Raw genomic sequence first — 26,118 nt, forward strand, 5'->3', positions numbered from 1 at the left:
CCGACCCGTACCGAACCCGGAGCACCGATGACGAACCCGACCGTCACCTCCCTCGTCGAACGCTCGAACCGCCTGGGCGCCGACCCGAGGAACACCAACTACGCCGGCGGCAACACGTCCGCCAAGGGCACCGAGAAGGACCCGGTCACCGGGCAGGACGTCGAGCTGCTGTGGGTCAAGGGCTCGGGCGGCGACCTCGGCACCCTGACCGAGAAGGGCCTCGCCGTCCTGCGCCTCGACCGCCTGCGCGCGCTCACCGAGGTGTACCCGGGCGTGGAGCGCGAGGACGAGATGGTCGCCGCGTTCGACTACTGCCTGCACGGCAAGGGCGGCGCCGCCCCCAGCATCGACACGGCCATGCACGGCCTGGTCGACGCAGCGCACGTGGACCACCTGCACCCGGACGCCGGCATCGCGATCGCGACCGCCGTCGACGGGCCGGAGCTCACGCAGAAGATCTTCGGCGGCAAGGTCGTGTGGGTGCCGTGGCGCCGCCCCGGCTTCCAGCTCGGCCTGGACATCGCGGAGATCAAGGCCGCGAACCCCGACGCGATCGGCACGGTGCTCGGCGGGCACGGCATCACCGCGTGGGGCGACACGGCCGAGGAGGCCGAGGCGAGCTCCCTGTGGATCATCGAGACCGCCGCGGCGTACATCGCCGAGCACGGCCGGCCGGAGCCCTTCGGCCCCGCCCTCGACGGCTACGGCGCCCTGCCCGACGACGAGCGCCGCGCCAAGGCGGCCGCGCTCGCGCCGCACCTGCGCGCCGTCGCGTCGCACGACAAGCCGCAGGTGGGGCACTTCACCGACGCGGACGTCGTGCTCGACTTCCTCGCGAGCGCCGAGCACGCCCGCCTGGCGGAGCTCGGCACGAGCTGCCCCGACCACTTCCTGCGCACCAAGGTGAAGCCGCTGGTCGTGGACCTGCCGGCCACCGCCACGGTGGAGGAGATCGTCGAGCGGCTGCCCGAGCTGCACGAGGCGTACCGCGCCGACTACACCGCCTACTACGAGCGCGGCGCTGCCGAGGCCCGCGCGCGCGGCGAGGAGCCGCCCGCCATGCGCGGCGCGGACCCGGCGATCGTGCTGGTGCCCGGCGTCGGCATGTTCTCCTACGGCGCGGACAAGCAGACCGCGCGTGTGGCCGGCGAGTTCTACGTCAACGCGATCAACGTGATGCGCGGGGCCGAGGCCCTGTCCACCTACGCCCCGATCGACGAGTCGGAGAAGTTCCGCATCGAGTACTGGGCGCTGGAGGAGGCGAAGCTGCAGCGCAAGCCGAAGCCCAAGCCGCTCGCCACGCGCATCGCCTTCGTCACCGGCGCGGCGTCCGGCATCGGCAAGGCCATCGCGACCCGCCTCGCGGCCGAGGGCGCGTGCGTCGTCGTCGCCGACCTCGACCTCGCCAAGGCGCAGGCCGCTGCGGCGGAGCTCGGGAACGCCGACGTGGCCGTCGGCCTCGCCGCGAACGTCGCCGACGAGGCCGCCGTGCAGGCTGCGCTCGCCGACGCCGTCCTCGCGTTCGGCGGCGTGGACATCGTCGTGAACAACGCCGGCCTGTCGCTGAGCAAGTCGCTGTTCGACACCACCGAGGCGGACTGGGACCTGCAGCACGACGTCATGGCCAAGGGCTCGTTCCTCGTGGCCAAGAACGCCGCGCGCATCCTCGTGGACCAGAAGCTCGGCGGCGACATCGTCTACATCTCGTCGAAGAACTCCGTGTTCGCCGGCCCGAACAACATCGCGTACTCGGCCACCAAGGCCGACCAGGCGCACCAGGTGCGGCTGCTGGCCGCCGAGCTCGGCGAGCACGGCATCAAGGTCAACGGCATCAACCCGGACGGCGTCGTGCGCGGCTCGGGCATCTTCGCCTCGGGCTGGGGCGCCAACCGCGCCAAGACGTACGGCATCGAGGAGCAGGACCTGGGCAAGTTCTACGCCCAGCGCACGCTGCTCAAGCGGGAGGTGCTCCCGGAGCACGTCGCGAACGCCGTCTACGCGCTGTGCACGTCCGACTTCTCGCACACGACCGGCCTGCACGTGCCCGTCGACGCCGGCGTGGCCCAGGCGTTCCTGCGATGACGGCGGTATCGGCGCTGTCGGGGTCGACGGCGGCGGGCACGCTCGCCGCCGTCGACCTGGGCGCCACCAGCGGGCGCGTCATCCTGGGCCGCTTCGGCGGCCGCGAGGGGCTGCGGCTGCACCACGTCGCCCGCTTCCCGAACGACCCGGTGCGCACGCCCGACGGGCTGCACTGGAACCTGCTCGAGCTGTACCGGCAGGTGGTCGAGGGGCTGGCCGCGGCCGAGCGCGAGGCGCCGGGGGAGATCCTCGGCGTCGGGATCGACTCGTGGGCCGTGGACTACGGCCTGCTGCGCGGCGGGCGGCTGCTCGGCGTGCCGTACCACTACCGCGACGCGCGCACCGCCGCCGGCGTGGAGCGCGTGCACGCGCGGGTCGACGCCGCCGCGCTGTACGCCCGCAACGGGCTGCAGCACCTGCCGTTCAACACGGTGTTCCAGCTCGCCACCGAAGGGCCGCTGCTCGACCTCGCGGACCGGATGCTGCTGGTGCCCGACCTGCTCGCGCACTGGCTCACCGGCGCCGAGGTCGCCGAGCGCACCAACGCCTCCACCACCGGCCTGCTCAACGCCCGGACGGGGGAGTGGGACACGGCTCTGGCCGAGGAGCTCGGGATCCCGTCCCGGATTCTGCCGGGCCTGGTGGACCCGGGCGCGTCGCTCGGCACCCTCAGCCCCGACGTCGCGCAGCTGGTGGGGCGTGCCCTCGAGGTCACGGCCGTCGGCTCGCACGACACGGCGTCCGCCGTCGTCGCCGTCCCCGCGACCGACCGGGACGTCGCCTACGTGTCGTGCGGCACGTGGGGCCTGGTGGGCCTCGAGCTCGACGCGCCCGTCCTCACCGAGGAGGCCCGCCTCGCCGGCTTCACCAACGAGGGCGGCGTCGACGGCCGCACCCGGTTCCTGCACAACGTCATGGGGCTGTGGCTGCTGAGCGAGTCGATCCGCACCTGGGAGCGCGAGTCCACGGCGGCCCAGCGCTCCAGCACCCTGCAGGAGCTGCTCGCCGAGGCGGCGCACGTCACGGCGCCGGTGGCGATCTTCGACGTCGACGACCCGCGCTTCCTGCCGCCGGGCGACATCCCGGCCCGGATCGCCGACTGGTGCCGCGAGCACGACCAGCCGGTGCCCGCCACGCGCGGTGAGTACGTGCGCAGCATCGTGGAGAGCCTCGCGCAGGCGTTCGCCGACGCTGTCACGACGGCGGCGAAGCTCGCCGGGCGCACCGTGTCCGCCATCCACGTGGTGGGCGGCGGCGCGCAGAACACCCTGCTGTGCCAGGCGACGGCGGACCGCTCCGGGCTGCCCGTCGTCGCGGGGCCCGTCGAGGCCACCGCCATCGGCAACCTGCTGGTGCAGGCCCGCGCCCGGGGCCTCGTGGGCGGCGGGCTGGAGGACCTGCGTGCGCTCGTCGCCGCGGCGTTCACGCCCGAGCGCTACGCGCCGCGGTAGGCACCGCCGGAGGACGCCCCCGACACCGCGCCGTAGGCCGCCAGGCGTTGCGGCGCGGTGACGGGCGCCCGGTCCGCGGTCGTGAACCGCGCCCACACGTGCTTCTCGCCGCGGTCCGTGCGATACCAGCCGACCTCGTCGGCGATCGTCTTCGCGAGGCGCAGGCCGTGGCCGCCCTCGCCCGGCTCGCGATCGTGCGGGACGACGGGCGGAGCGTCGGGGCTGCGGTCGACGACGTCGACCACGGCGACGTCGCCGTCGCACAGCAGCCGCGCGACGACGGGCGGTAGGGCGTGCTCCAGCGCGTTCGCGACCAGCTCGCTGGCGACCAGCACCATCCGCTGGCGCCCGGAGAATCCGCCGACGTCCGCGGCCGGGCCCACCCGCGCCGCCGGGCAGTCGCACGGGAGGCGTGACTCGAGCGCCGCGCGCACGTCCGCGAGGTCGTCGACCGTGCGCACGGTCCACGCCCCGACCACGTCGAGCCGCCCGACGGGAACCGCCTCGACCGGCGTCACGGGCGCACGTCCGGAACCATGCAGCCTCCTGTGGCCACGGGGGATGGGTGCCTTCCGACGGCCGCGGAGGCGGCCTGAACCGTCGTCGACCCTACTGCCCCGAGGCCGCCGCCGCGCGCGCTACCGGGCACCCGCCGGTCGAGCCGGTCGAGACCCGCGCAGGGGCCCCGACCGGCTCGACGGATGCGACCAGGTCAGCGCCAGGGCGCCCAGCCGTCGTCGCCGGACAGGTACGCCTCGCGGGTGTGCGCGGTGGCTTCCTTCTCGGACAGCTGGGGGCGGCCGTCAGCGACCTCGCCGGCCGGAGCGGCGCCCGGGCCCGCGTTGCGGTACTCGCGCATGAAGTCGTCGCGCCACGACCACCCGCTCATGTCCGACCAGGCGGGCGTGCCGACGTGCGCGCCCAGCCACGAGTCGCGCACGACGACGGACGGGTCGACGAGCGGGTTGCTGCTCGGGTGCCACGGGCGGCCGAGGAAGACGGACCCCGCCGCCGCGTCGGAGGTGAACCTCGTGTGCGTGAACAGGAAGCCCTTGCCGCCCGGCACGGTCGCCGGGGCGGCCACGTACCCGTTGTTCGTCGCGGAGCCGCGGTCGAGCGAGCGGATCTCCGAGTCCTCGACGACGAGGGTGCCGCCGCCGTAGACGAAGTCGACGTCGCCCTCGATGTACGAGTCGGTGACGTAGGTGCGCGCGGCCGCGGCGCCCGAGCCCGGGTCGGCCAGGTAGGTGTCCTGGTTGCCCAGCAGGCGCACGCCGTCGAGCACCGTCCGGTCGCCCGCCGTGCGCAGCGCGAGCGCCTGGCTGCCGCCGTTCGTGGCCTCGTCGTAGGCGTTCTCGACCGTGAGGTCGCGCAGCGTGACGTCGTCGGCCAGCACCGACAGGACCGGCGAGCCGGTGTGCCCGAACGTGCCGCCGTAGAACTTCGCCTGCCCTGCGGCGAGGTCGTACGTCAGGACCACGTCCTGGGGGTCGCCGGTGGCGCCGCGGATCGTGACCCCGTCGGCGCCGGGCCAGACCCGCACGACCTCGCGGTAGACGCCAGGCTCGACGACGACGTCCACCGGGTGCGGCGACCGCGAGGCCGCGCCCACCGCGGCCCCGATGGACGCGTAGTCGCCCGTCCCGTCGAGCGCCACCGTGACGGTGCGGCCCACCTTCTCGGGCGCGCCGAGCGTGCCCGCGCCCGCCGTGACGATGCGGGTGACGTCGTCCACGTCGTCGGCGGTGTACGCGTAGCGTGCGGCCGGGTCGAACGTCGGGCCGGTGTCGTCCTTGCGGCCGCGGATGTTGACGAACCGGTTGCCGCGCGACTCCACCCTCGACTCCGCCTCATTGGCGACGATCGCGTCCTCGCCGTTCGAGTACACGCTCGACTCGACGACGAGCTGCGACGGGCCCCGCGACATCGTGCCGTACTGCGCCTGCCCGTCGAACCAGTTGTTGTACAGGTGGCCGGCGGCGACGCTGCCCATGCTGGCGTTGCGCTGGTAGGTGTTCGCGAACCGGTTGTGGTGCATCGTGATCTCGGTGACCAGGTTCTCGGTCCAGCCCACGCCCACCGTCTTGTTGTGGTCGTGCAGGTAGTTCCAGGACAGGGTGACGGCGGTGGAGTCCTTGCGGACGTCGATCAGCCCGTCGCCGAGGCGCGTGAGCTCGTTGTGGTCGATCCACACGTGGCTGGACGTGTCGATCCGGATGCCGTCGTTGTCGTTGTCCGCGCTCTTGCCGTCCCAGTCGCCCGGCACGTAGGAGTCGCGGAAGCGCAGGTTGCGGACGACGACGTTCTCCACGTGGTCGAGCCGCAGTCCGACGCCGACCAGCTCGGCGCCCGAGGCGAACCCGACGATCGTCTTGTCGCTGGCGACGTCGATCATCGAGCCGAACTCGTCGGGCTCGATCGTGCCCTTGACGTAGATGGTCAGCGGGTCGTCGGACGCCGCGGCCGCGGCGAGCGCCGCCGCGTCCCGGACGGTGACCATGTCGCCGCCCGCGCCGCCGGTCGTGCCGTGCGGCAGGTCGTCGGTGGGGGTGGAGGCGAAGCCGGTCGCGACCGGCGACCAGACCGGACCGTCGGCGGTCGTGGTGGTGGGCGCGCCGATGCGCTCGAGGACGGCGGCGCCCGCGGCGGCGGGGTCGACGTCGGTGGGCGTGGCCGCGTGCGCGGCCGGGGCGAGCAGAGTGAGCGCCAGCACGGGCGCGCCGAGGACGGCGAGACGTCGCTGGTTGAGCTTGTCGAAACCAGTCATGGTGCTCCTTCGTCGGTGAAGGGGATCAGGGGAGTCGGGGGTCCTCGGTCGTGACGTCGCCGCCGACCAGCTCGACGTCGTCCAGCACGGTGCCGTCGCCGGCGTCGCGCAGGGCGAGGGTCTCGGCGGGGCCGTTCGCCTCGGCGTCGTAGGCGTTCTCGAGCGTGAGGTCGCGCAGGGCCACGCCGTCGGCGAGGACGGTCGCGGTGGCCCAGTCGCGCGCCGGCTTGTCGTAGGTGACGACGACGTCCGCCGGGTCCCCGGTGGCGCCGCGGATCGTGAGGCCCTCGGCGCCGGGCCAGACGGTCAGCACCTCGCGGTAGGTGCCGGGCTCGACGACGACCTCGACCGGCCGGGCCGACCGCGACGCCGCGCCCACGGCGGCCTGGATCGACAGGAAGTCACCGGTGCCGTCCTGCGCCACGGTGACCTGCCGGCCGAGCCGGTCGTCGCGCGTGGAGCGGGTGCCGGCGTACCGGGTCAACAGCGGCACGACGTCCTCGACCGGGTCGGCGGTGTAGTCGTAGAGGTCGGACGCCTCGAACGTCGGCCCGGTCTCGGCCGGCTCCTCGCCCCAGTTCCCGCGGAACACGTTGCCGCGCTGGTGCAGGCGCGCGTCGTCGCCGCTGAGGATGAGGGGGTTGCGGGCGTTCTCGTAGACGCTGGACTCCACCAGCAGCGTGGAGCCGCCGCGCGACGTGGTGCCGTACGAGCTCACCCCGGACAGCCAGTTGTTGTACAGGTGGCCGAGCGCCACGTTGTCGATGCTGCCGTTGCGCTGGTGCACGTTCGAGAACCGGTTGTGGTGCAGCGTCAGCGTGGTCACCACGTTGTCCGTCCACCCGACGCCGAGCGTCTTGTTGTGGTCGTGGAACGAGTTCCAGGACGCCGTCACGGCCGTGGAGTCCTTGCGGATGTCGAGCTGCCCGTCGCCGAGCCGCGCGAACTCGTTGTGGTCCACCCACACGTGGTCGGAGGTGTCGACGCGGATGCCGTCGTTGTCGTTGTCGTCGCTCTTGCCGTCCCAGTCCGCCGCGACGTACGAGTCGCGGAAGGTCAGGTTCCGGATGATGACGTTCTCGACCTCGAGCAGCCGCAGCCCGCCGCCGACGAGCTCGCCGCCCGACGCCGCGCCCACGATGGTCTTGTCGCTCGCGACGTCGATCATGGAGCCGAACGGCTCCACGTCGAGGGTGCCCTGCACGAGGATCGTCAGCGGCTCGTCGGCCGCGGCGTAGGCCGCCAGGTCCGCGGCGTCGCGTGCGGTGACCGTCCGGCCGCCCGCGCCGCCGGTGGTGCCGTCGGGCAGCTCGTCGGTGGGCACGGACGCGAAGCCCGTCGCGGTGGGGGACCAGACCGGGCCGTCCGCGGTGGTGACGGGCGGTGCCCCGATGCGGTGCATGAGCGCCCGCCCCGCGGCGTCGGGGTCGGTGCCGGGTGCCGCGTGCGCGGCCGGGCCGAGCAGCGTCAGGCCGAGCACCGGGACCGCGAGGGCCGCCACGGCTCGGCGGGCCCGCGGTGCGCTGCGGTGGGGACGTGGGGTCGTGCCGTGCGGTGTGGGTCGATGGTCCACGGTGAAGGGCATCGTCGCGCCTCTCGTGAGACTCGGGCCGGTGGCCCTCGGGTCGGGACGAGCGGGTGGCGGTCGAGCGCCCGTCGAACCACGGACGGTGCCCGATGGTGCCTGTCGTTGCTGGTCAGTGCTGGTGGTGCTGCTCGTTGTCTCGGGCCGACGTCGGTGTCGACCCTCCCGTGCCCGTCGCGCTCTGCGACCGGAAACGCCTCAGAAACCGGTTTCCCAGAACCTAGCCGAACCCGTGCCTCTCGTCAATAGTTCAGCGGCCGGAACCAATCGCGAGGCCGGGTGGTATCGGTCCTGACCACGGAGGTGGCAAGCGGAACTGACGAGAGCGGGGCGGTGGTTTCTCCGCGGGGACGTATCCCTCCCGAAGTGGAGGGCGCCCTGGCGCCCGTGAACGCGTCCCCGCGGAGAAACCACCGCCCCGCTCGTCCCGACCGAGGTTGCGGACCGACCGAGGTCGCGGACCGACCGAACCAGCGACCGCCGAACCCGTGACCGGCTCACCCCGTGACGGCCCCCACCCGCCCGACCGCAAGAGCGGCGACGTCCCCCGCGCTCGTGATGTCGAGCCGCCGGTCCACGACCGCAGCCACGACGTCGACCTCGAGCGACGACCCGGCCGGCACCGTGCGCACGGTGTCCCAGGCGAGCGCCGGACCCAGCCCCACGTAGTCGCCCACGCGCGCGAACCAGGGATCCGGCTCCCCGGACGCCTGGGCCAGCACCAGCGTGGTCCAGGCCGTCCCGGTCCGCCGCACCACGGCGACCCAGGGGGAGCGCGAGCCGTGCACGTCGGCGCCGCGGTCGGGGCTCAGGGCGAACGCCTCGTCCGCCGAGGGGAGCCGCCAGAACCAGCCGCCGTACCCGGCGCCGGGACGGCCGTTCGTCGCCGGGCTGCCGATCTCGACGTCGGCGTCCCCGGCCCGCAGGGTGCCCCGCCAGCCGAGCACCCACGCGTCGACCTCCGGCAGCACGACCGCGGTGAGGCGCCGCTCCTCCGTGAGCTGCACGCCGCCGCGCTCGTCCAGCCAGCGCAGCTGCTGGGTCAGGGTGGCGCCGTCATCGGTCACCTCGGTGCGCCCGGCCTCCTGGCGGCCGTGGTTCGCGAGCAGCGTCGGCCCCTGGTCGCGCACGTAGGTGCGCCCGCCCCAGTGGCTGGTGCCGTCCACGTCGGCCACGGCCATCGAGACGCCGTAGTGGTGGCGGTGGTCCAGCGGGCTCTTGGCCGTCATCGCCACGCCCTGCGCCGAGTGCACGGGGTGCAGGAACGGCCGCGGGCTGTGCACCCCGGGCATCCCGTCGCCCCGGGAGTACCGGCCGAGGGGGCGGTCGTCGCCGACGCCGAGCACCCAGTCGTCGTCGACGGGCCGCCACCGGGCCCGGATGCTGTCGTCGCGGGCGTGGGCGCGCCCGGCGAGGTCGGCCGACGTCACGCCGAGCCGCCGCGCGGGCGGCACCGGCCCCGTGCTGCCCCGCACCACCAGCCCCGGCGTCACGTGCACGGCGATGCCCTCGGCGCCGAGCCGCGTGCGCTCGGTGCCCAGCACGCGGGCGTGCAGCAGCTCCCAGGCGCGGCGGCCGAGGTCGGCCTGCGGCACGGCGGCGGTGGTCAGCGACGGCGTCGCGTAGCGGGCGAGCTCGATGTCGTCGAAGCCGCCGATCGAGATGTCCCCCGGCACCGCCACGCCTGCCTCATTGAGCCGCGCGAGGAGGCCGAACGCGACCAGGTCGTTGAACGCGACGACTCCGGTCGCGCCGGTGGCCAGCACCGCGTCCGCCGCGCGGTACCCGGCGTCCACGGTGGGGCCGCAGGGCACGGTCGTGACGCGCAGGCCGGGGTGGCGCTCGCGGGCGTCGTCGAGGGCGCGGGCGCGCAGCGCGTTCGACGCGCTCGAGCGGGGGCCGGCGACGTACGCGAGCTCGCGGTGCCCGAGCGCGACCAGGTGGTCGACCATGCTGCGCACGCCCGCCCCGTAGTCGACGCGGACGCTCGGCACGGAGAGGCCGGGCACGTGCCGGTTGACCACGACGACCGGCTCCAGCCGCGGCAGGAGCTCCAGCAGCGCGTCCTCGGACGTGCGCGGCGCGGCGAGGACCAGGGCGTCGCACCGCAGGCGCGCCTCGAGCGCGACCTCGGCCTCGTCGGCCGTGTTCTCGGCGGTGTCGGCCACCAGGACGCGGTAGTCGTGCGGCGCGGCCGCCGCCATCGTGCCGCGCAGGATCTGCTGGAACATCGGGTTCGCCAGGTCGGGCACGACCAGCGCGACCGAGTTGGTGCGGCCCAGCGACAGGCTGCGCGCCACCCGGCTGGGCTGGTAGCGCAGGTCCTGGGCCGCGACGCGCACCCGCTCGGCGATGTCCCGCGCGACGCTGGCCCGGCCGTTCATCACCCGCGAGACCGTGGCCCGCGACACCCCGGCGGCCGCCGCCACCTCGTCGATCGTGGGGCCGCCCGAGCGGGCCATCAGGCCTCCTTCCCGGCCACGGTGACGCGCACCGGGCCGAAGGTGCCGCCGTCGTCCGGCCGCAGGTCCGCCCCGACCGGGGCGCTCGCGAAGAGGCCGACCTCCGCGCCGATCCAGTGCCCGACGACCGCCCGCCACGGCGGCGCGGGCTCGTGCCACCCCGCGTCCGCGCCGGCGGTGTCGGCGCGCCAGGCCCAGGTGACGAGGCCTTCCGCGTCGACGGCGGCGCGGACGACGACGCCCGTCGCGCCCGCGGGCACCGGCTCCTGCGCGACGGTCTCCTCGTCGCCGTAGGTGCCGCCGCGCCGCACGGTCATCTCGACGCCCACGGGGGTGCGCACGAGGCCCGCCCACGCGTACTCGCGGCCGAGCACGACGACGCCGGCCCGGGTGCCGGGGGCGTCGCCCGTGAGGTCGACGCGGGTCTCCCAGGTGCTCGGCTGCCCGGGCAGCTGCTGGCAGAGCACGGCCCCCTGGTCGCGCAGGTTGCCCCGCGGCGAGGGCTGCGCCGGCAGCCGCAGCGTCCCGCCGCCGTCGGCGACCGCCCAGCCGTCGGCCGGGTTCGCCTGCCAGTGCCAGCGGTGCGCGAGCCCGGGGACGGCGAAGTCGTCGCTGCGCACCGGCTCGCCGGGCTCGGCGCCCTCGACCGGAGTCGGATGGGTGAGCACCGGGGACCCTCCGTCGCCCAGCACCGGCCAGCCGCCGTCGTCCCAGGTCATCGGCTGCAGGTGGACCACGCGCCCGAAGGCGTCGCGGTCCTGGAAGTGCAGGAACCAGTCGTCGCCGTCCGGGGTGTCGACCCACGCGCCCTGGTGCGGGCCGTTGACCGGGGTGTCGCCCTGGGCCAGCACCACGCGGTGCTCGTACGGACCCCAGACGGAGCGCGACCGGAACGCCGTCTGCCAGCCCGTGGACACCCCGCCCGCGGGGGCGAAGATCCAGTACCAGCCGTCGCGCTGGTACAGCTTGGGGCCCTCGAGGGTGCGGAACCCGGCCAGCTCGTCGCCGTCGATCACGGTGCGCGCCGGCCCGACGGGGCGGCGCAGGCCGGGGTCCACCTCGACCACGGTGAGCCGGTTCTTCACCCCGGCCCGGCTCTTGGCCCAGCCGTGCACGAGGTAGGCGCGGCCGTCGTCGCCCCACAGGGGGCAGGGGTCGATGAGGCCCTTGCCCGGCAGCAGGCACCAGGGCTCGGACCAGGGTCCGCGCGGGTCGGCCGCGGTGAGGACGAAGATGCCGTGGTCCGGGTCGGGGTAGACGATCCAGAACAGCCCGTCGTGGTGGCGCAGGCTGGGCGCCCACACCCCGGAGCCGTGCCGGGGGAGCGCGTAGTGGCCGGCGGGCGGCAGCGCCGGCAGCGCGTTGGCCACGTGCTCCCAGGACACGAGGTCGCGCGAGTGCAGCACGGGCAGCCCGGGCGCGCGGTTGAAGCTGGACGCGATCAGCCAGTAGTCGTCCCCGACGCGCACGGCGTCGGGGTCCGGCCAGTCCGCGTCGAGGACCGGGTTGCTGTAGTGGGTCATGGTCGCCTTCCGTCACGTCGCTGGGACAGTCGGCGAGAAACCGTGAGAAACCGGTTCCCGCCGTGCTGTGCCCAGCCTAGCAACCGGTTTCCGTCGGAGGGAACGCCCGACCCGTGGCGGACCGCCCCTCTGGGCCCCTCAGCCGGCCAGCACGTGCGACACGAAGAGCGCCACCGCCCCCACGAAGGAGACGGCGCCCACGACGAGCGCGAACTTCTGCAGGCCACGGTTCCCGGCGCCGGAACGGAGCCGGACCAGCGCCCACACCACCACCGCGGCGGCGACGAGCGGGATCACGAAGAGCGCCAGCGAGGCGACGGCGAGCACGACCAGCCAGACGTCGGCTGCCGGCGTGGGGGAAGCCGGCGCCACAGGCGCCGCGGCGGCAGCCGGAGCCGGGGTCGAGGCGGCGGCGATGGCGTCCACCGGGCCCAGCTCGTCGAGCACGCGGCGGGCGCCGGCGTCGTCCGAGCCATGCAGCGCGAGGGACTCGGCCGCGTGCTCGCGCACCGCGGCGAGCGTCTCGGCGCGCTCGCGGGGCTCGCTCGCGGCGAGGGCGCGCTCGAGGTCGGCGAGGTAGGCCTCGATCAGCGGCGGGAATGCGGGGGCTGTGGTCATCGTGGCTCCAGGGTCGTGCGGACGTCTTCCGTGAAGCGGGCCCAGGTGGCGGCGAACGTCTCGAGCGCCGCCCGCCCCTCGGCCGTGAGCTCGTAGTACCGGCGCGGCGGGCCCATCGCCGACGCGACCTGCGTCGTCGTGACCCAGCCCTGCTGGCGCAGCCGAGAGAGCAGCGGATAGAGGGTGCCCTCGCTGGTCAGCAGGGTGCTCGTGGCGCCGAGGCGCTCGGCGAGCTCGAGGCCGTACGCCGGGGCCGTGCGCAGGCAGGCCAGGACGCAGTACTCCACGACTCCCTTGCGGAGCTGGGTGAGGACCACGTCGGAGGTCGGTACCATGCGACACAAGGTAGCAGACTCTTGCGTCGCAAGGTACCGGCCTCCGACGTGGTCGCCCCGCGTGGTCAGCCCGCCGCCGTGCGCACCAGGGCGGTGAGCCTCTCCTCGAGGGCAGGGGTCCAGGCGAGGACGGCGAACGCCGTCGGCCAGAAGTCGCCGTCGTCGAGCTGGGCGGCGGGGTCGAAGCCGACCGTCGCGTACCGGGTCTTGAACTTCGCGGCCGGCTGGACGAACACCACCATCTTGCCGGCGGCGTTCGCGAAGCCCGGCATGCCGTAGTAGGTCTTCGGCACGAGGTCGGGCGCGACCTCCGTGACGACCCGGTACAGGCCCTCGGCGATGTCCCGGTCGGAACCCTCGAGCGGCTCGATCGCCTCGCGCACCGCCTTCTCGCCCGCGGCGCGGTTCTTGCCGGCCTTCTCCTGCTCGCGCAGCTCCTTGGCGCGCTGCTTCACTGCCGCGCGCTCGTCGGCGCTCAGACCCTCGGACGTGGTCATGTCGTTCCTCCTGGCCGGTGAGGCGGCGCCGTGCGGCGCCGCTGAGAGCCAGGCTAGGGAGCGGGCCCGCCGCCGCGCTTCTCCGTTCCTGATCAGTGCGGGTCGGTGTGGGCCCTGGGTCCGCGCACGACGACGCCCCGCCGCCTCGGTGAGGCGACGGGGCGTCGTGCGGCGGGCCGGCGTCGGCGACAGGCCCGCACCGGGGTGTCAAGGCCCGGTGTGCTGGGCGGGCGGGCCGCCTTACAGGTGCGGGAGCACGTGCCGCGCGTACCGCTCGCCGACGGTACGGGCGGTGTCGCGAGGGTCGGCGGCCCAGATCTCCTCGTTGAAGATCTCGGTCTCGACGTCCCCGGCGTAGCCCGCCTCGGCGACCCAGCGCGAGATGGTCGGGAAGTCGATGTAGCCGTCGCCCACGTGCCCGCGGGAGTTGAGCGGGTCGGCGGCGAGCGGCAGGTTCCAGTCGCACACCTGGTAGCCCGCGATCCGGCCCTCGGCCCCGGCCCGCGCGATCGACTCGCGCAGCTGCGGGTCCCACCACACGTGGTAGGTGTCGACGACGACGCCCACGGTCTCGGGCGCGAACGGCGCGGCGAGGTCGAGCGCCTGCCCGAGGGTGGAGATCACGGCGCGGTCGGCGGCGAACATCGGGTGCAGCGCCTCGAGCACGATGCGGACGTCGTGCTCGGCCGCGAACGGCGCGAGCTCGGCGATCCGGTCGGCCACGCGGGCGCGGGCGGCGACGACGTCGCGGTCGCCAGGTCCGGCGTCGGGGCGCGGCCCCTGGCCGGGCTCGCTGAGGGCGGGCAGGCCCCCGACCACGAACACGAGCTCGCGGGTGCCGACGCCCGCCGTCTCCTCGATGGCGCGCTTGTTGTCGTCGAGCGCGGCGGCGATGCCCGCCTCGTCGGCGGCCGTGAGGAACCCGCCGCGGCACAGCGACGAGACGCGCAGGCCGGCGTCCGACACGATGCGCGCCGCCTTCTCCGCGCCGTGCTCCTGCACCTGGTGGCGCCACAGTCCGACGGCGCCGAGGCCGGCGGCGGCCGCGGCGTCGACCGCCTCGGCCAGGGTCGCGTGCTTGACGGTCGCGGTGTTGAGGGAGCAGCGGCTCAGGTCCGCCGTCCCGGTCATGCGGTCACCCCGTTGGTGACGAGCAGGGCGTCGAGGCGCTTGGCCGCGAGCGCCGGGTCGAGCAGCATGCCGCAGCCGTCGGCCAGGCGCGCCAGCTCCACGAGGTGCGCCAGCGAGCGGCCGGACTGCAGGCCGCCGACCAGCTGGAACCCGGCCTGGAAGCCGTTCAGCCAGGACAGGAACGCCACGCCGGTCTTGTAGTAGTACGTGGGCGCGGCGAAGATGTGCCGGCCCAGCTTCTCGGTGGAGGCGAGGATCGCGTGGCCGCGCCCTGCCTCCCCGGCGTCGAACGCCTGCAGCGCGGTGGACGCCGCGGGGTAGATCGCCGCGAAGATGCCGAGCAGGGCGTCGGAGTGGCCCTGCTCGTCGCCGGCGATGAGCTCGGGGTAGTTGAAGTCGTCGCCGGTGTACAGGCGCACGGGGGAGCCGTCGAGCGCGGCGAGCGCCCGGCGCAGGCCGATCTCGTGCTGCGCGTCGAGCAGCGACACCTTGACGCCGTCGACCCTGTCCTGGTGGGCCTTGATGAGGTCGAGGAACGTGGCGGTCGCCGACTCCACGTCGTCCGACCCCCAGTAGCCCGCCAGCGCCGGGTCGAACATCGTGCCCAGCCAGTGCAGGACGACGGGCTGGTCGGCCTCGGCCAGCACGGCGTCGTAGACGCGGGCGTAGTCCTCGGGGGAGCGGGCCACCTTCGCCAGCGCGCGCGAGGCCATGACGATGACCTGCGCCCCGGCGTCCTGCACCACGTGCACCTGCTCGCGGTAGGCGTCGATCACCGCGGCGAGGCCGGCCTCGCCGGGCTCGACCGACGCCGGGTCGAGCTGGTCGGTGCCCGCGCCGCACGCGATGCGCGCGCCGACGGACGCGGCCTCGGCCGACGACCGGCGCACCAGCTCCTGCGTCGCGGACCAGTCGAGGCCCATGCCGCGCTGGGCGGTGTCCATGGCGTCGGCGACGCCGAGGCCGAAGCGCCAGATCTCGTGCCGGTAGGCGAGCGTCGCGTCCCAGTCGACGACGGCGGGCGCGCCGGGTACGTTCTCGGCGCCGACCTGCGGCACCACGTGCGCCGCGGCGAACGCCACGCGCGAGGTGATCGGCGACGCCGGCGCGTGCCACGGGCCCGGCGCGTTGAGCTCGCGCACCTCCGTGCCGGTGGCGCGGCCCGCGCCGTCGAACCGGGGGAGGCGCACGGTGACGCCGCTGGGCGTCAGCTCGGGCGCGCCCTTCGACAGGCTCAGGGACCGGGTCTCGACGGGCTCGACCAGCGACCGCCCGGTCACAGCGAGATCTCCGGGACGTCCAGGCGGCGGCCCTCGGCCGACGACTGCATGCCCAGCTCGGCGAGCTGCACGCCGCGAGCGGCCGAGAGCAGGTCGAAGCGGTGCGGGCGCCCGGCGACGACGTCGCGCAGGAACTCCTCCCACTGCAGCTTGAAGCCGTTGTCCAGGTCGGCGTTCGCGGGCACCTCGAGCCACTGGTCGCGGAACGGCTCCGTGACGGGCAGGTCCGGGTTCCATACCGGCTTGGGGGTGTGCGCGCGCTGCTGGGCGACGCACTTGCGCAGCCCGGCGACGGCGGAGCCGTGCGTGCCGTCCACCTGGAACTCCACCAGCTCGTCGCGGTACACGCGCACGGCCCAGGAGGAGTTGATCTGCGCCACGACCGGGTCCCCGTCCGGCGTCTCGATCTCGAAGATGCCGTACGCGGCGTCGTCGGCGGTGGCGGCGTACTCCTTGCCCTGCTCGTCCCAGCGGGCGGGGATGTGGGTGATCGTCTGGGCGTTGACCGTCTTGACGGAGCCGAGGATGCCCTCGAGGACGTAGTTCCAGTGGCAGAACATGTCCGTGGTCATGCCGCCGCCGTCCTCCTTGCGGTAGTTCCACGACGGGCGCTGGGCGGCCTGGTGCTCGCCCTCGAACACCCAGTAGCCGAACTCGCCGCGCAGCGACAGGATGCGGCCGAAGAAGCCCTCGTCGACGAGGCGGCGCAGCTTGACCAGGCCCGGCAGGTAGAGCTTGTCGTGCACGACGCCGGCGGTGACGCCGGTCTCCTCGCGCAGCTTCGCGAGCTCGATCGCCTCGGCGAGCGTCTCGGCGGTCGGCTTCTCGGTGTAGACGTGCTTGCCCGCCTGCATGGCCTTGGTGAGGGTCTTGGCGCGCAGCGACGTCATCGAGGCGTCGAAGACGATGTCCGTGGCCGGGTCGGCGATGATGCCGTCGAGGTCGGTCGTGTACTCGGTGACCCCGTGCTTCGCGGCCAGCTCGGCCAGCTTGGACTCGCTGCGCCCCACGAGGACGGGCTCCACCTGCACGCGGGAGCCGTCGGGCAGCTCCACGCCGCCCTGCTCGCGGATCGGCAGGATCGAGCGCACGAGGTGCTGGCGGTAGCCCATGCGGCCCGTGACGCCGTTCATCGCGATGCGCAGCGTGCGCGTGGGTGTGCTCACTCGGGACTCCTTCGTCGTCGTCGACGCCGCACGGCGTCGCCGGATGGCGGGCGCGAGGCCCCGCCGCGAAGACGACGAGGAATGCGCTTTCCAGCCCACGGTAAGGTGTCCCCGGCGAGCGCGTCAAGGCGTGCCGCCGCCGGAGGCGACGGCGCCGCCGGCGACAGCGGGCGGTGCACAGCGGGTGGGCCCGCACGGACGAGCAGGAGGAGCAGGTGGCACGAGCGAGGCTGCAGGACGTCGCCGACCGCGCGGGGGTCTCCCTCGCCACGGCGTCGCGGGTGCTCAACGGGTCGGCGCGGCAGCCCGGGGAGGACCTGGTCGGCCGGGTCAAGGCCGCTGCCGCGGAGCTGGGGTACGTCGTGAACGCCCAGGCCCAGGCCCTGGCGCGCGCCCGGTCGGGGCTGCTCGGCCTCGTGGTGCAGGACATCTCCGACCCGTACTTCTCGTCCATCGCCGCCGGCGCCCAGGCCGCGGCGCGGGCGAGCGGTCGCCTCGTGCTGCTCGCCTCCACCGGCCGCGACCCGGAGGCGGAGCGGGAGGCGGTGGCCGCCTTCGCCGCGCACCGCGTGGACGCCGTCGTCGTCGCCGGCACGCGGTGGACTCCCGACGAGGACGCCGCGCTCGCGGCCGAGCTCGGCGCGTTCGTCTCCGCCGGAGGCCGGTCGGTGATCGTCGGCCAGCCGGTGGGCGACGGGTCGGTGGTCCGCCCGCCGAACGCCACGGGCGCGCGGGCGCTCGCGGAGGCGCTCCTGGCGCAGGGGCAGCGGCGGTTCGTCGTGCTCGGCGGTCCGGCGCGCGTCGTGACGTCGCGCGAGCGGACCGAGGCGTTCGCCGCCGCCGCCCGCGCCGGCGGCGGGGAGGTGGCGGAGGTGCTGGTCACCGAGTTCTCGCGGGACGGCGGCTACGCGGCCGGCGACGACGTCGCCGAGCTCGTGCGCGCCGAGCCCGCCGGCGGCGAGCCGCTGAGCGTGTTCGCCGTCACGGACGTCATGGCGATCGGGCTCATCGCGCGCCTGCGAGAGCTCGGCGTCGAGGTGCCACGCGACGTGCGCGTGGCCGGGTTCGACGACGTCCCGACGCTGCGCGACCACACGCCCGCCCTGTCCACCGTGCGCATCCCGCTGGAGGAGATGGGCAGCCTCGCCGTGCAGGCCGCCGTCGGCGACGCGGCGCCGGGCGCCGTCACCGAGGTGGGCTTCGAGGTGCGGCTGCGCGACTCCACGCGCTGACGGGCGGCCGCGGGGCCGGTCAGGCGCGGGCGAGCGTCAGCCCCAGCCCGCGGTGCGCGCGCTCGATCGTGGAGGCGTACCCCGAGAGCATCCGGACGTGGCTGAACCGCGGCCGCGCCGCGACGAGCGCCCCGGTGAGGGCGTCGCGCCGCGCGGCCGCCTCGCGCCACGCCGCCGCGATCTCCGCCGGCTCGAAGCCGGTCACGAGCCCGATGCCGTCCACGATCCGCGCGCTGTCGCCCACCGGCGTCGTCACGGGGACCGCGCCGCACATCGCACCCTCGATGAGGCACAGCGGCGCCGCCTCGCCGAAGGCCGACGTGAGCGCCACGACGTCCGAGGCCGCGAGAACCTGCTCCATGTCGTGCCGCACCCCGAGCAGGTGCACGCGCGCCAGCAGGTCGGGCCGGTCGCCGAACGCGTCGTGCAGGTCGGCAGCCAGGTCAGGGTTGGTGGGGCTCATGCCCGACCCGCACATCACGACGTGCGCGTCGGCGTCGGCCCCCAGCAGCTCGCGGGCCGCGGCGACGAACAGGCGGGGGTTCTTCATCGCGTCGTAGCGCGCCGCGTACGTCACGACGGTCCCGTCCGCCGGCAGGCGGTGGGCCCCGCGGACGGCGAGGCGGCGCGCGGGCCGCGCCGGCCGGAAGCGGGTCAGGTCGACGCCGTTCGGGATCACGCGCAGCAGGTGGGCGGGCACGCCCGCGGCCTCGTAGGCGGCGCGCGTGGACTCGGCGCAGCAGACGACGGCGGCGAGGCGGCCGTCGTCCGCCGCGCGCAGCAGGTGGCCGAGGCCCGAGCCCTGGTGCTCGGGGTCGGAGCGGTGCAGGCAGGCGACCACCGGGCGGTCGGGGAGCACCTCGGGGTGCGCGAGCAGCCGCAGCGGCTGCTCCTTGAGGGAGAGGACGACGTCCGTGCCGCGCAGCGCCCGCGCCAGCACCTCGGCCTCGGCGTCGGTGAGGACCTCCGGGTCGTGGGGCACCTCGGAGGACCGGCCGAGCGACGTCACCCGTACACCGGCGGCCGTGAGCTGCCGGTACCGGCGGTCGTCGACCATCCGCTGCAGAGCGGCGTCGCGCCGCACCTCGTCGTGGATGCTCAGCGCCGCGTGCCGCTGCCGGCCCTGCCCGTGCAGGCCCGCCACCACGGACGAGTGCAGCACGCGGGCGCCGCCGCTGAAGAATCCCTCGTAGAGGGACAGGACCCGAAGAGCTCCGTGCTCGACGTACCGCTCGACACCACGCTCGACGTACAGCTCGGCCATGGGGACCACCTCCTGCCCCCAGCGTGAGCGGCGATGGTGTGGGGCGGATGACCGGCGTGTGACATTCTCATGACGCGTCGAAGGGCGTTCGTGGCGACGTCTTGGCCGTCGCCGAGCCGGGCTCAGTCGATGCAGAACTCGTTGCCCTCGACGTCCTGCATGGTGATGCAGGACTCCTCCTCGCCGTCGGCGAGCTGCGTCCACAGGTGGACGGCGCCCAGCGGCTCGAGGCGCGCCTGCTCCGCGCGCAGCGCGGCCAGCCGCTCGTCGCCGACCAGCCCGGTGCCGACGCGGACGTCGAGGTGCACGCGGTTCTTGACGACCTTGCCCTCGGGCACCTTCTGGAAGTACAGCCGCGGGCCCTCGCCGGTCGGATCCTGTGCGACGCAGTCCACCCCCTCGGGCATGACGTACCCGAGCACCTCGCACCAGAAGTGGGCGACGCGGGCCGGGTCGGCGCAGTCGAACGTGACCTGGAACTTCCTCACCGTTGCCATGCGCTCACCGTAGGGGGAGGGGCGGCCGGTGCTGCAGCGAATTCAGGGGGCGAGCAGCGCGCGGATGTCCCGCTCCGCCTGCGCGGGGGTGGCGAGACGGCAGCCGAGGTCGGTCCACCGGCGCACGAGCGCGGGCTCCGCCCGCAGCAGGCCCCAGCCCCGGCGCACCAGCGTCGGTAGCGGCTTGCGCGACTCGGCGACGTCGCGCAGGAACCGGAACCAGAAGTTCACGACGCGCGGCTGGCCGAGGCAGATCGCGTCGGCCAGGATCCCCTCGGCCCGGCACGCCGCCACGAGCTCCGCCGCGAAGATGCCCTCCGCGACGACGACGGGCGCGGCGCCGGCCTCGAGCACCGTCGCGCCGGTGCGGCGCGAGGTGGGGATGTCGTAGACCGGCACGTCGGCACGGCCGGTGCGGACCACGGCGCGCAGCGCGTCCATCGCCGCCCCGGAGTCCCAGCTGCGCGGGTCGTCCCAGTCGACGATGCCGTACCGCATCGGCATCCCGGGGAAGTCGGCGTCGTGGTAGAAGTCGTCGAGGTTCATCACGGGGAGCCCCAGGCGTCGCGTCAGCGCCGTCTTGCCCGAGCCGGACGGGCCCGTGAGCAGCACGATCCGCCGGGCGGGACGGCGCGCGCCGGGCGGCACGTCGAAGAGGGCGTCGGACTCGTCCGCCGGCTCGTTCCCGGGGAGCGCGCTGTGGGTCACGGGCATCCATTGTGCGGCCTTCGTAGGGCCCTGACGACCGCGGCGTCCGGGGTCGGAGAACCGCCCGCCCTACCTCTTGCGAAAACGTTATCGACATCGCTACCTTGCACCACGTCGGACCCGTTCGACGGCTCGCCCGAGCCGTGGAAGACCCGACCGGAGAGGAACAACGATGTCCCATTCCCCGCAGCTGAGGCGCGCGGCCGCCGTCGCGGCGTCGGCCGTCACCGTGCTCGCCCTGACCGTCCCCGCGGCGCAGGCCGCCCGACCGGACCCCACCCTGCGCTCCGCCGCCCCGCACGACCTCGAGATCGGCAGCGCCGTGTGGGGCCAGAACGAGCTGATCGGCTACGACCGCAAGAACCCCACCGAGTTCCAGACGATCCTCGGGGCCGAGTTCGGCTCGCTCACCCCGGAGAACGACATGAAGTGGGCCGAGCTCCACCCCGAGCCGGGCGTCTACGACTTCTCCGGCGCGGACGCCGTCGTCGCCTTCGCGAAGGCGAACGGCCAGGAGGTGCGGGGGCACACGCTGCTCTGGCACAGCCAGAACCCCGAGTGGGTCACCGAGGCGAGCAAGACCTGGACGTGCGACGAGGCGCGCGACGTCCTCGAGGACCACGTCCGGACCGTCGTCGGCCGCTACGCCGGCGAGATCTACGAGTGGGACGTGATCAACGAGGTCATGCAGGACGACTGGGACGCCGGCGGCGTGCGCCTGCGCACCGAGGCCAACCCGTTCCTCAAGGCGTGCTCGGACGACCCGGTCGGACTCATCGGCGACGTGTTCCGGTGGGCGCACGAGGCCGACCCCGACGCGCTGCTGTTCATGAACGACTACAACGCGGAGGGCATCAACGCCAAGACCGACGCCTACTACGCGCTCGCCCAGGAGCTGCTGGCCGACGGGGCGCCGCTGCAGGGCTTCGGGGCGCAGAGCCACCTGAGCCTCCAGTACGGCTTCGACGACTCGATGCGGGCGAACTTCGAGCGGTTCGCGGACCTCGGCCTCAAGGTGGCCGTCACCGAGGCGGACGTCCGGATGCCGCTCGGCGACGACGGCGAGCCCACCGCCGAGCAGATCGCCGCCCAGGCGGACCGGTACGACCGGCTGCTCCAGGCGTGCCTCGACGTCTCCGCCTGCACGAGCTTCACCGTGTGGGGCTTCGACGACGGGCGCTCGTGGGTGCCCGGCGTCTTCCCCGAGGGGTACGCCGCGATCATGACCGAGGACTTCGAGAAGAAGCCGGCGTACTTCGCGCTGCTCGACGGCCTCACCGACGCCACCCCCGGCACGTCCCCGCGCACGCCGCCGGGTCTGAACGAGCCCGGTCGGACCGCGTAGCGGCCGCACGGCCGACGACGGCGTGCGGGCCCGAACGGGTCCGCACGCCGTCGTCGTGCCGGGGAGCGTCGTGCCGGTGCTCGCCCGGGTCAGCCGGCCGGTGCGACGAGCAGCACGTGCAGCGTGCGCGGGCCGTGCACGCCCTCGACGCGGTCGAGCTCGATGTCCGACGTCGCGCTGGGGCCGGAGATCCAGGTGAGCGGGCGCTCCGGGTGCGCGCCGAGCAGGCGGACCGCCTCCGGCACGGTCTGCACCGCCTGGTCGGTGCGCACGACGCAGAGGTGCACGTCCGGCACCAGGGAGATCGCGCGCCGGCCCTGGTCGGGCTCGCCGTCGAGCACGATCGTGCCCGTCTCGGAGATCGCGACCCGTGCGGCGGTGACGACGGCGTCCACCGCGTCGAGCTCCGTCGCGGCGAGCGGGTGCTCGCGCGAGTCGCGCACGACGTCGACGTCCGCCGGCAGCGCCGCCAGCCACGCGTCGTCCAGCCCGGCGGGGACCACCACCCGCAACGACCTGTCAGAGCCAGGTCGGTCCATACCCCCGCCTGGCTCTGACAGGTCCGTCACGAGGGTGGCGATCGTGGCGGGCAGGGCGTCGTCGGTGACCTCGTGGACGTGGGCCTTGTAGTCCACCAGCCGGTCGACGAGCTGCTCGATCACTTCCGCCGAGCCGACGGCGTGCTCCCCGGCGGCGCGGTAGGCGCGCGGCACGGGCTCCGGGTGCGGCGCCGTGCCGACCGTGCCGGACGGCGTCGTGCCGGAGCCGGTCTGACCCAGCGCCGCGCGCACCCGCGCCAGGACCTCGGTGCGTGCGGTGGTCATCGTCCGTCCTCCTGGGTCTCGACAGGCTCGACCGGCGGGGCGTCGTGCTCGGCCTTCCACCACTGGCGGAACGTCTGCCGGGGCGGCGCGGGCAGGTCGCGCGCCTTCGTCCACGCCGACGCGGGCGGCGGCGCCAGCGAGATGGCGTGGTCGCGGCCGCCCAGCCCGCTGCCCAGCGTGGCCGCACGACCGGCGAGGGCGAAGCGGTCGCCGTCGGACATCACCCACGACGCCGCCTTCATCGCCGTCCGCCACGGGTCGACGCCGCGCGACGACCGGTCGGCGTCCACCTCGCGGGCGCGCAGGTCGACGAGGATCGACGGGATGTCGATCTTCACCGGGCAGACCTCGTAGCAGGCGCCGCACAGGGTGGAGGCGTACGGCAGGGAGGCGTTCGGGTCGTGGTGCCCGGAGACGCCTCCGGTCGACGCCGTGAGCTGCGGCGTGAGGATGGCCCCGATCGGCCCGGGGTACACCGAGCCGTAGGCGTGGCCGCCCACCCGCTCGTAGACGGGGCACACGTTGAGGCAGGCGGAGCAGCGGATGCAGTGCAGCGCCGAACGGCCGACCTCGTCGGCCAGGACGTCGGTGCGGCCGTTGTCGAGCAGCACGAGGTGGAACTCCTGCGGCCCGTCGCCCTCGGTGACGCCGGTCCACAGGGACGTGTACGGGTTCATGCGCTCGCCGGTGGACGACCGGGGCAGCAGCTGGAGGAACACCTCGAGATCGTCGAAGGTGGGCACGAGCTTCTCGATGCCCATCACCGTCACGAGCGTCTCGGGCAGCGTGAGGCACATGCGCCCGTTGCCCTCGGACTCGACGACGGCGAGCGTGCCCGTGTCCGCGACGGCGAAGTTCGCGCCGCTGACCGCCACCTTGGCCGACAGGAACTTGCGGCGCAGGTGCGCGCGGGCCGCCATCGCCAGCTCGCGCGGCACGTCGGACAGGTCGGGCGGGGCGTCGCCCATCCGGGCCAGGAAGATGTCGCGGATCTCCGACCGGTTGCGGTGGATGGCGGGGACCAGGATGTGCGACGGCATGTCGTCGGCGAGCTGCACGATGAGCTCCGCCAGGTCGGTCTCGATGGCGGCGATGCCCTCGTCGGCCAGCGCCTCGTTCAGCCCGATCTCCTGGGTGGCCATCGACTTGACCTTGACCACCTCGTCGGCGCCCTTGGCCTTCGCGATGTCGGCGACGATCCGGTTGGCCTCCGCCGCGTCGCGGGCCCAGTGCACGACGCCGCCGCGCGCGACGACGTTCTCCTCGAGCTGCTGCAGCAGGTCCGGCAGCTGGGCCATCACCTGCTGCTTCACCCCGGAAGCGGCGTCGCGCAGCGCCTCCCAGTCGGGCACCTCGCCGACGACGGCGGCGCGCTTGGTGCGGATGACCTGCGTGGCGTGGCCGAGGTTGCGGCGCAGCTGGTCGTTCTTCAGGGTCTGCTTCGCGGCGGCGGGGAAGTCGTCGCCCCAGCGCAGCGGCTCCTGCGGGTGGGGGACGGGGCCGAACGGCTCGTCGGCGCCGTCGTCGTCGGGGCGGCGCAGCGTGCGCGGCAGGCCGAGGAACGTGCGGCTCATCGGGCGGCCTCCGTCCGCTTCTCGGGCCGTCCCGGCCGCGTGAACGTCGTCTCGGGCATGGGCGTCGGCTCCTCGCGGGTGGAGGCGAGCACCTCGGCGAGGTGCAGGGCGTGGATGCCGGTGCCCTGCCGGGACAGGCCGCCGCCGATGTGCATGAGGCACGACATGTCGCCGGCGGTCAGCACCTCGGCGCCCGTGCCGCGCACGTTCGCGGCCTTGTCCTCGAGCATCGCGGCCGACGTGTCGGCGTTCTTCAGCGCGAAGGCGCCGCCGAACCCGCAGCACGAGTCGGCCGCGGGCAGCTCGACCAGGTCGATGCCCTCCACGGCGCGCAGCAGCTTGAGCGGCTTGTCGCCCACGTGCAGCATCCGCAGCGAGTGGCAGGTCGGGTGGTACGTGACGCGGTGCGGGAACCAGGCGCCGACGTCGGTGAGGCCGAGCACGTCGACCAGCAGCTCGGACAGCTCGTACGTCTTGGCGGACACCGCCTCCGCGGTGGCGGCGAGGTCGTCCAGGCCGGCGCGGCGGCAGACCATCGCCTGCTGGTGGCGCACCGAGCCGGTGCACGACCCGGACGGGATGACGACGGCGTCCCACTCGCCGTCCGCCACGGGCGCGAACGTCTCCACGTGGTTGCGGATCACGGGGACGGCCTCGCGGAAGTAGCCGGTGTTGACGTGCATCTGCCCGCAGCACGCCTGGCCCGCCGGGAAGACCACCTCGTGGCCGAGCCGTTCGAGGAGCCGCACGGTGGCACGCGGCGCTCCGGGGAACAGGGTGTCGGCGATGCACTGGGCTGCGAGGGCGATACGCATGCGACTCCTAGTTGCTGCTGGTGTGCGGGCCGTGGTGCGGCCTTCCTTCAGGATGGTCGGGCCGCCGGCGGGCCGCCACGGGAACGCTGACGCGCCCCGTCGCGGTGTGTGGTCGGACCATGTGCAGGGCACTGTACCGGATGAGGTCAGGCCACAGTGCTGCGGGGCGGCTACTCTGGGCCGGTGCGCACCCACGAACGAGTCCTCGCCTACCTCGAGGAAGGCATCGCCGCCGGCCGCTGGGGCCTCGGCGAGCGGCTGCCCGGCGAGCGGGCGCTCGCGGAGGACCTCGGCGTCTCCCGCCCCTCCGTCCGCGAGGCGATCCGCGTGCTCGACGCCCTCGGCATCGTGCGCCCGGGCGTCGGCTCCGGACCGAACGCGGGCGCCGTCGTCATCGATCGACCCGCCGCCGGCCTGGGGGCCGCGGTGCGGCTGCACGTCGCCACCGGCACGCTGCCGGTACGGGACGTCGTCGCGACGCGGGTGCTGCTCGAGTCGTGGGCGGTGGCGCAGGCGGCCGAGCGGGCCACGGACCTCGCGCCGGGTGCCGCCGCCCACCTCGAGGAGGCGCGCCGGCTCCTCGGGCGGATGGAGGACGACGACGTGCCGGCGGCCGAGTTCCTCGAGCTCGACCAGGCGTTCCACCTCGAGTTCGTGCGGATGGCGGGCAACGTGCTGGTGGAGGCCGTGATGACCGGGCTGCGCGGCGCCATCGGCGGGTACGTCGCCGTGGGGATCGAGCGGCTGCCGTCGTGGCCGCGCACCGCGGCCCGGCTGCGGGCCGAGCACCGGGCGGTGCTCGACGCGGTCGGCGCCGGGGACGCCGCGGCCGCCTCCGCCGCGGTGAAGGCGCACATCGAGGGCTTCTCCCGCGAGGCCGGGGTCTGACGCTCCGGGTGACGACGGGGCGCTCCGACGGGCCTGTGGACGACGGCTGCCCGGGGGTCGGCGCCGGGCGATAG

Annotated in this window: 22 protein-coding genes; 5 read left to right on the plus strand and 17 right to left on the minus strand. The window is 74.5% G+C overall.

Translation table 11 applies throughout. The features are described from left to right. The first annotated feature begins 27 nt into the window (after positions 1-27). Positions 28-2,082 (plus strand): bifunctional aldolase/short-chain dehydrogenase, encoded by a 2,055-nt coding sequence (locus AAG589_RS05470; RefSeq protein ID WP_430566260.1) that lies wholly within the window; start codon positions 28-30, stop codon positions 2,080-2,082. Beyond that, positions 2,079-3,533, plus strand: coding sequence for a rhamnulokinase (locus AAG589_RS05475; RefSeq protein ID WP_430566261.1), 1,455 nt, complete (start codon positions 2,079-2,081; stop codon positions 3,531-3,533). The genes AAG589_RS05470 and AAG589_RS05475 overlap by 4 nt, the downstream gene beginning before the upstream one ends. Here the strand turns inward: AAG589_RS05475 and AAG589_RS05480 are convergent. From AAG589_RS05480 to AAG589_RS05530, 11 genes are all read right to left on the minus strand, one after another. Beyond that, positions 3,518-4,051, minus strand: a complete 534-nt coding sequence (locus tag AAG589_RS05480; protein ID WP_430566262.1) for an ATP-binding protein — start codon at positions 4,049-4,051, stop codon at positions 3,518-3,520. The two genes, AAG589_RS05475 and AAG589_RS05480, sit on opposite strands and share 16 nt — an antisense overlap. Positions 4,052-4,245: 194 nt before the next feature. Further along, on the minus strand, positions 4,246-6,300 hold the full coding sequence (locus tag AAG589_RS05485) for a pectinesterase family protein (RefSeq protein ID WP_430566263.1): 2,055 nt from the start codon (positions 6,298-6,300) through the stop codon (positions 4,246-4,248). A 25-nt stretch (positions 6,301-6,325) separates the two neighbouring features. Continuing rightward, entirely contained in the window at positions 6,326-7,801 is a 1,476-nt protein-coding gene (locus AAG589_RS05490) for a pectinesterase family protein (RefSeq protein ID WP_430566264.1), read from the minus strand. A 581-nt stretch (positions 7,802-8,382) separates the two neighbouring features. After that, complete coding sequence (locus AAG589_RS05495; RefSeq protein WP_430566265.1) at positions 8,383-10,347, minus strand: DUF6807 family protein; 1,965 nt, start codon at positions 10,345-10,347, stop codon at positions 8,383-8,385. Beyond that, on the minus strand, positions 10,347-11,870 hold the full coding sequence (locus AAG589_RS05500) for a glycoside hydrolase family 43 protein (protein WP_430566266.1): 1,524 nt from the start codon (positions 11,868-11,870) through the stop codon (positions 10,347-10,349). Before AAG589_RS05500 ends, AAG589_RS05495 begins: the two co-directional genes overlap by 1 nt. Before the next feature lie 138 nt (positions 11,871-12,008). Further along, on the minus strand, positions 12,009-12,488 hold the full coding sequence (locus tag AAG589_RS05505) for an HAAS signaling domain-containing protein (RefSeq protein ID WP_430566267.1): 480 nt from the start codon (positions 12,486-12,488) through the stop codon (positions 12,009-12,011). Beyond that, positions 12,485-12,823 (minus strand): PadR family transcriptional regulator, encoded by a 339-nt coding sequence (locus AAG589_RS05510; RefSeq protein ID WP_430566268.1) that lies wholly within the window; start codon positions 12,821-12,823, stop codon positions 12,485-12,487. The genes AAG589_RS05505 and AAG589_RS05510 overlap by 4 nt, the downstream gene beginning before the upstream one ends. 65 nt (positions 12,824-12,888) lie before the next feature. Beyond that, complete coding sequence (locus tag AAG589_RS05515; protein WP_430566269.1) at positions 12,889-13,320, minus strand: iron chaperone; 432 nt, start codon at positions 13,318-13,320, stop codon at positions 12,889-12,891. Between the two features lie 240 nt (positions 13,321-13,560). Continuing rightward, on the minus strand, positions 13,561-14,451 hold the full coding sequence (locus AAG589_RS05520; protein ID WP_430566270.1) for a sugar phosphate isomerase/epimerase family protein: 891 nt from the start codon (positions 14,449-14,451) through the stop codon (positions 13,561-13,563). Then, positions 14,448-15,641 (minus strand): dihydrodipicolinate synthase family protein, encoded by a 1,194-nt coding sequence (locus AAG589_RS05525; RefSeq protein ID WP_446719708.1) that lies wholly within the window; start codon positions 15,639-15,641, stop codon positions 14,448-14,450. Before AAG589_RS05525 ends, AAG589_RS05520 begins: the two co-directional genes overlap by 4 nt. Positions 15,642-15,727: 86 nt before the next feature. Beyond that, the gene (locus AAG589_RS05530) at positions 15,728-16,864 is read right to left on the minus strand and encodes a Gfo/Idh/MocA family protein (RefSeq protein ID WP_446719709.1); all 1,137 of its coding nucleotides are present in this window, start codon (positions 16,862-16,864) and stop codon (positions 15,728-15,730) included. Positions 16,865-17,112: 248 nt separating this feature from the next. On the opposite strand from AAG589_RS05530, the gene AAG589_RS05535 reads away from it, so the two are divergent. Continuing rightward, entirely contained in the window at positions 17,113-18,129 is a 1,017-nt protein-coding gene (locus AAG589_RS05535) for a LacI family DNA-binding transcriptional regulator (RefSeq protein ID WP_430566273.1), read from the plus strand. Positions 18,130-18,148: 19 nt separating this feature from the next. Here the strand turns inward: AAG589_RS05535 and AAG589_RS05540 are convergent, their stop codons facing one another. From AAG589_RS05540 to AAG589_RS05550, 3 genes are all read right to left on the minus strand, one after another. Beyond that, a complete protein-coding gene (locus AAG589_RS05540; protein ID WP_430566274.1) occupies positions 18,149-19,393 on the minus strand; it encodes a glycosyltransferase in 1,245 nt (414 codons plus the stop codon). A 122-nt stretch (positions 19,394-19,515) separates the two neighbouring features. Then, a complete protein-coding gene (locus tag AAG589_RS05545; RefSeq protein ID WP_430566275.1) occupies positions 19,516-19,890 on the minus strand; it encodes a VOC family protein in 375 nt (124 codons plus the stop codon). A 42-nt stretch (positions 19,891-19,932) separates the two neighbouring features. Continuing rightward, positions 19,933-20,598: a uridine kinase family protein gene (locus tag AAG589_RS05550; RefSeq protein WP_430566276.1), complete on the minus strand. Its 666-nt coding sequence runs from the start codon at positions 20,596-20,598 to the stop codon at positions 19,933-19,935. A gap of 172 nt (positions 20,599-20,770) precedes the next feature. On the opposite strand from AAG589_RS05550, the gene AAG589_RS05555 reads away from it, so the two are divergent. Next, the gene (locus AAG589_RS05555) at positions 20,771-21,943 is read left to right on the plus strand and encodes an endo-1,4-beta-xylanase (RefSeq protein ID WP_430566277.1); all 1,173 of its coding nucleotides are present in this window, start codon (positions 20,771-20,773) and stop codon (positions 21,941-21,943) included. An 89-nt stretch (positions 21,944-22,032) separates the two neighbouring features. On the opposite strand, the gene AAG589_RS05560 is transcribed toward AAG589_RS05555, so the two are convergent. Genes AAG589_RS05560 through AAG589_RS05570 form a run of 3 tightly spaced genes read right to left on the minus strand, consistent with a single transcriptional unit; the run spans position 22,033 to position 25,156 of the window. Next, the gene (locus AAG589_RS05560) at positions 22,033-22,767 is read right to left on the minus strand and encodes a LutC/YkgG family protein (RefSeq protein ID WP_430566278.1); all 735 of its coding nucleotides are present in this window, start codon (positions 22,765-22,767) and stop codon (positions 22,033-22,035) included. After that, positions 22,764-24,341, minus strand: coding sequence for a LutB/LldF family L-lactate oxidation iron-sulfur protein (locus AAG589_RS05565; RefSeq protein WP_430566279.1), 1,578 nt, complete (start codon positions 24,339-24,341; stop codon positions 22,764-22,766). The genes AAG589_RS05560 and AAG589_RS05565 overlap by 4 nt, the downstream gene beginning before the upstream one ends. After that, positions 24,338-25,156 carry a (Fe-S)-binding protein gene (locus tag AAG589_RS05570; protein ID WP_430566280.1) on the minus strand — a complete coding sequence of 273 codons (819 nt, stop codon included), beginning with the start codon at positions 25,154-25,156 and terminating at the stop codon, positions 24,338-24,340. The genes AAG589_RS05565 and AAG589_RS05570 overlap by 4 nt, the downstream gene beginning before the upstream one ends. A gap of 183 nt (positions 25,157-25,339) precedes the next feature. On the opposite strand from AAG589_RS05570, the gene AAG589_RS05575 reads away from it, so the two are divergent. Beyond that, positions 25,340-26,044: a FadR/GntR family transcriptional regulator gene (locus tag AAG589_RS05575; protein WP_430566281.1), complete on the plus strand. Its 705-nt coding sequence runs from the start codon at positions 25,340-25,342 to the stop codon at positions 26,042-26,044. Positions 26,045-26,118 lie beyond the last annotated feature (74 nt).

It is taken from the genome of Isoptericola sp. F-RaC21 (genome assembly GCF_038593535.1).
Classification (GTDB): Bacteria; Actinomycetota; Actinomycetes; order Actinomycetales; family Cellulomonadaceae; genus Isoptericola.

Coding starts and splice junctions, on each gene's coding strand:
- AAG589_RS05470 (WP_430566260.1), top strand. CDS start 28: ATGACGAACCCGACCGTCACCTCCCTCGTCGAACGCTCGAACCGCCTG.
- AAG589_RS05475 (WP_430566261.1), top strand. CDS start 2,079: ATGACGGCGGTATCGGCGCTGTCGGGGTCGACGGCGGCGGGCACGCTC.
- AAG589_RS05485 (WP_430566263.1), bottom strand. CDS start 6,300: ATGACTGGTTTCGACAAGCTCAACCAGCGACGTCTCGCCGTCCTCGGC.
- AAG589_RS05495 (WP_430566265.1), bottom strand. CDS start 10,347: ATGGCCCGCTCGGGCGGCCCCACGATCGACGAGGTGGCGGCGGCCGCC.
- AAG589_RS05500 (WP_430566266.1), bottom strand. CDS start 11,870: ATGACCCACTACAGCAACCCGGTCCTCGACGCGGACTGGCCGGACCCC.
- AAG589_RS05505 (WP_430566267.1), bottom strand. CDS start 12,488: ATGACCACAGCCCCCGCATTCCCGCCGCTGATCGAGGCCTACCTCGCC.
- AAG589_RS05510 (WP_430566268.1), bottom strand. CDS start 12,823: ATGGTACCGACCTCCGACGTGGTCCTCACCCAGCTCCGCAAGGGAGTC.
- AAG589_RS05515 (WP_430566269.1), bottom strand. CDS start 13,320: ATGACCACGTCCGAGGGTCTGAGCGCCGACGAGCGCGCGGCAGTGAAG.
- AAG589_RS05520 (WP_430566270.1), bottom strand. CDS start 14,451: ATGACCGGGACGGCGGACCTGAGCCGCTGCTCCCTCAACACCGCGACC.
- AAG589_RS05530 (WP_446719709.1), bottom strand. CDS start 16,864: ATGAACGGCGTCACGGGCCGCATGGGCTACCGCCAGCACCTCGTGCGC.
- AAG589_RS05540 (WP_430566274.1), bottom strand. CDS start 19,393: ATGGCCGAGCTGTACGTCGAGCGTGGTGTCGAGCGGTACGTCGAGCAC.
- AAG589_RS05545 (WP_430566275.1), bottom strand. CDS start 19,890: ATGGCAACGGTGAGGAAGTTCCAGGTCACGTTCGACTGCGCCGACCCG.
- AAG589_RS05555 (WP_430566277.1), top strand. CDS start 20,771: ATGTCCCATTCCCCGCAGCTGAGGCGCGCGGCCGCCGTCGCGGCGTCG.
- AAG589_RS05560 (WP_430566278.1), bottom strand. CDS start 22,767: ATGACCACCGCACGCACCGAGGTCCTGGCGCGGGTGCGCGCGGCGCTG.
- AAG589_RS05565 (WP_430566279.1), bottom strand. CDS start 24,341: ATGAGCCGCACGTTCCTCGGCCTGCCGCGCACGCTGCGCCGCCCCGAC.
- AAG589_RS05570 (WP_430566280.1), bottom strand. CDS start 25,156: ATGCGTATCGCCCTCGCAGCCCAGTGCATCGCCGACACCCTGTTCCCC.